Genomic DNA, 3,404 nt, shown 5'->3' on the forward strand with positions numbered 1-3,404 from the left:
TAGTTCAGTTGGTTAGAATACCGGCCTGTCACGCCGGGGGTCGCGGGTTCGAGTCCCGTCCGCTCCGCCACTTATTCAGACAAAAGCCCCAGCAGAAATGCTGGGGCTTTTTCGTATCTAACAACTCAATTCACCTATCGGTGCATGAGTCTCGCTTGTGTGTAAGTCCAATTGAACGTAAGCTCGGACTAGGCGTCCCCACGGTTCCGCTACTTATTTGGAAACCCAGCCTTCGGAATAGGTTTTGTCGTTTCTGATATCCTCAGATCTCTGTGTTTGCTGTAGAACTCGTTGTGTTAGGTAAAGATCTTATCTCTCTTGTCAGTGTCCATTTTCTAAATCTTAAAAGTAACTAAGGGTAAGTACTTACTTATTCTCATCACTTTGCTAGCAATACCTTTGTTATGTGAGTCGTGATGTCAGCTACCTCTAAGTACTGTTACATATTTTGCATTCGAGGTTTACTGTAAATAAAAAGCCCGTTGCTTGCGTAACGGGCTTCGGATTCCAATTTGTATAGATATCTCTAAAGGGATATATACTTACTTTCTGCGACTTCCCATAGGGCTTTAACTAACGGGTTTTCTAGCTGGCTTTTAATACAGCAAACACCGAGTTCGAATGGTTTGATAGGCAGAACTTTCAGTCGATTTATCTTCTCTCTGACAGGGCTATTGTTGATTACCACATCCGGTGCGATACCTACGCCACAACCTAAAGCCACCATACTGACAATGGCCTCATGCCCTGCTACTTGTGCGTAGATGTTTGGTTTGATCTTCATTTGCTTAAACCAAACATTCGCTCTTTCTCTTGCTGTGCCTGCTTCTGGGAGAATAAAAGGGATCGTTGACCAATCCGGGGTTTCTTTTTGTAGTTCTTCTGCGAAGCTGCTGATTCCAACCGGAGCAATAACCGATAGAGGTATCTCGCTGATTGGTTCAAAAGCCACTTTAGCGGGTAGTTGGTCTGGCTTTGCCGAGATCGCGATATCAGCCTCATCCGCCATTATCTTATCGATAGCTTGGGCTGGATCGCCAGTAGAGAGTTTGAATTCAATAAATGGGTGTTGTATGCGGAAATCGGAAATAAGCTCCGGGAGGTGACTGTAACTTGCAGTTACCGAGCAAAATAAACGTATCTCCCCCTTTAGCTCATCTTCCGTTCCTTTGACGTAGCTTTGGTATTGCTGCCATTCCCCCAAGATCTTTAGTGCAACAGGCAATAACTTCTTTCCTTGAACCGTCAATTCGACACTTCGATTATCACGCAAGAACAGCTGTTGATGCGTTTCTTCTTCTAATTTTTGGATCTGCCGACTCAGTGCGGAAGGGCTGATATGCATTGCTGCCGCTGTCTTAGCGAAGCTTTTACTATCACATAGATGAATGAATAGTTGTAGGCTTTTGATGTTCATTAAATCTTTACGTCCATGTTGCATTTATTGCAATAAGTAATTGTGAATATATCACTTTCAGCAACAGAATGTCTGTTTTAGTATGAACTCATTCGGTAACACAAATACCGACCTCTATGGAAGAATGTTAAGGAGCACCCAGATGGTTAACTATTTCAATACCCTAAACTTGCGTGAGCAATTGGATCAACTTGGTCGTTGTCGCTTTATGGACCGCGAAGAATTCGCATCAGAAGCAGATTACCTAAAAGGTAAGAAAGTGGTCATCGTAGGTTGTGGTGCTCAAGGCCTTAACCAAGGTCTAAATATGCGTGATTCTGGTTTAGACGTTGCTTACGCTCTACGCCAAGCTGCGATCGACGAGCAACGTCAATCGTTCAAAAACGCAAAAGATAACGGCTTTGAAGTAGACAGTTACGAAAAGCTAATTCCACAAGCTGACCTAGTAATCAACCTAACGCCAGACAAGCAGCACACTAACGTTGTTGAAACGGTAATGCCTCTCATGAAAGAAGGCGCAGCACTAGGCTACTCACACGGTTTCAACGTAGTTGAAGAAGGCATGCAAATCCGTAAAGACCTAACGGTTGTAATGGTTGCGCCTAAGTGTCCAGGTACAGAAGTACGTGAAGAGTACAAGCGTGGCTTCGGTGTCCCTACACTAATCGCTGTTCACCCAGAAAATGACCCTAAAGGCGAAGGCTGGGACATTGCGAAAGCATGGGCTGCTGGTACAGGTGGCCACCGCGCAGGTTGTCTAGAGTCTTCATTCGTAGCGGAAGTTAAATCTGACCTAATGGGTGAGCAAACTATCCTATGTGGCATGCTACAAGCCGGTTCTATCGTGTCTTACGAGAAGATGATTGCTGACGGTATCGACCCAAGTTACGCAGGTAAACTTCTACAACACGGTTGGGAGACAATCACTGAAGCTCTTAAGTTTGGTGGTATCACTCACATGATGGACCGTCTATCAAACCCAGCAAAAGTAAAAGCATTTGAGCTTTCTGAAGAGCTAAAAGAGCTAATGCGTCCACTATACAACAAGCACATGGATGACATCATCACAGGTGAATTCTCCAGCACTATGATGGCTGACTGGGCAAACGACGATGCAAACCTACTAGGCTGGCGTGAAGAGACGGGTGAAACCGCTTTCGAAAACTACCCTGCAGGCGACATCGAAATCTCTGAACAAGAGTACTTCGACAACGGCATTCTACTGGTAGCTATGGTTCGTGCTGGTGTTGAGCTAGCATTCGAAGCAATGACAGCATCAGGCATCATCGATGAGTCTGCATACTACGAGTCACTGCACGAGCTACCGCTAATAGCAAACACAGTTGCACGTAAGCGCCTATACGAAATGAACGTGGTAATTTCAGATACAGCAGAGTACGGTAACTACCTATTTGCTAACGTAGCAACACCGCTACTACGTGAGAAGTTCATGCCATCAGTAAGCACAGACGTAATCGGTAAAGGTCTAGGCGAGTCGTCTAACCAAGTCGATAACGCTACGCTAATCGCAGTAAACGAAGCGATTCGTAACCACCCAGTAGAGTACATCGGTGAAGAGCTACGTGGTTACATGACGGATATGAAGAACATCGCAGTAGGCGGCTGATTTCTATCTAAGTCAGTAAAGAACTCCGGATAGACTGGGGTCAATAAATACAACATACAACACAACATCTAATTAAAAGGCTTGGTCGCCGTTGACCAAGCCTTTTTGTTTTTATGAAGACGGACTGTTTCCTTCGAACGGTGGGATAGCTTCGCTGTTAAAATCGGAAGTGTTCGTTGGGATAGAATTGAAAGAAGTAGAGGTATCGTAAGTGTTGACTGAATTTGTCGTTAAGAAGACAACATTGAAGCGAATACCGAAAACAAAAAGGGTTGACGTGCACACGCCAACCCTTAAGAATTTTCTCGCTTCTCGCTTCTCGCTTCTCGCTTCTCGCTTCTCGCTTCTCGCTTCTCGCTT

General features: G+C 44.9%; 2 protein-coding genes and 1 pseudogene. 1 reads left to right on the top strand and 2 read right to left on the bottom strand.

Annotated features, from left to right (window positions below; genetic code table 11):
* Nucleotides 1–526: 526 nt before the first annotated feature.
* A complete protein-coding gene (gene ilvY, locus OQJ86_RS26080) occupies nt 527–1,417 on the bottom strand; it encodes an HTH-type transcriptional activator IlvY (RefSeq protein WP_038873954.1) in 891 nt (296 codons plus the stop codon).
* 142 nt (nt 1,418–1,559) lie between these two features.
* Between ilvY and ilvC the strand changes: the two genes are divergently transcribed.
* Entirely contained in the window at nt 1,560–3,044 is a 1,485-nt protein-coding gene (gene ilvC, locus OQJ86_RS26085; RefSeq protein WP_265992171.1) for a ketol-acid reductoisomerase, read from the top strand.
* 111 nt (nt 3,045–3,155) lie between these two features.
* On the opposite strand, the pseudogene OQJ86_RS26090 reads toward ilvC, so the two are convergent.
* Nucleotides 3,156–3,404 (bottom strand): annotated as a pseudogene (locus tag OQJ86_RS26090) (hypothetical protein); the annotation flags it as partial.

This window comes from Vibrio sp. Sgm 5 (genome assembly GCF_026241575.1).
Lineage (GTDB): Bacteria > Pseudomonadota > Gammaproteobacteria > Enterobacterales > Vibrionaceae > Vibrio > Vibrio jasicida.

What these genes read in the sequence shown, in the direction of transcription:
- ilvY (WP_038873954.1), bottom strand. Translation starts at nt 1,417, where the DNA reads ATGAACATCAAAAGCCTACAACTATTCATTCATCTATGTGATAGTAAA.
- ilvC (WP_265992171.1), top strand. Translation starts at nt 1,560, where the DNA reads ATGGTTAACTATTTCAATACCCTAAACTTGCGTGAGCAATTGGATCAA.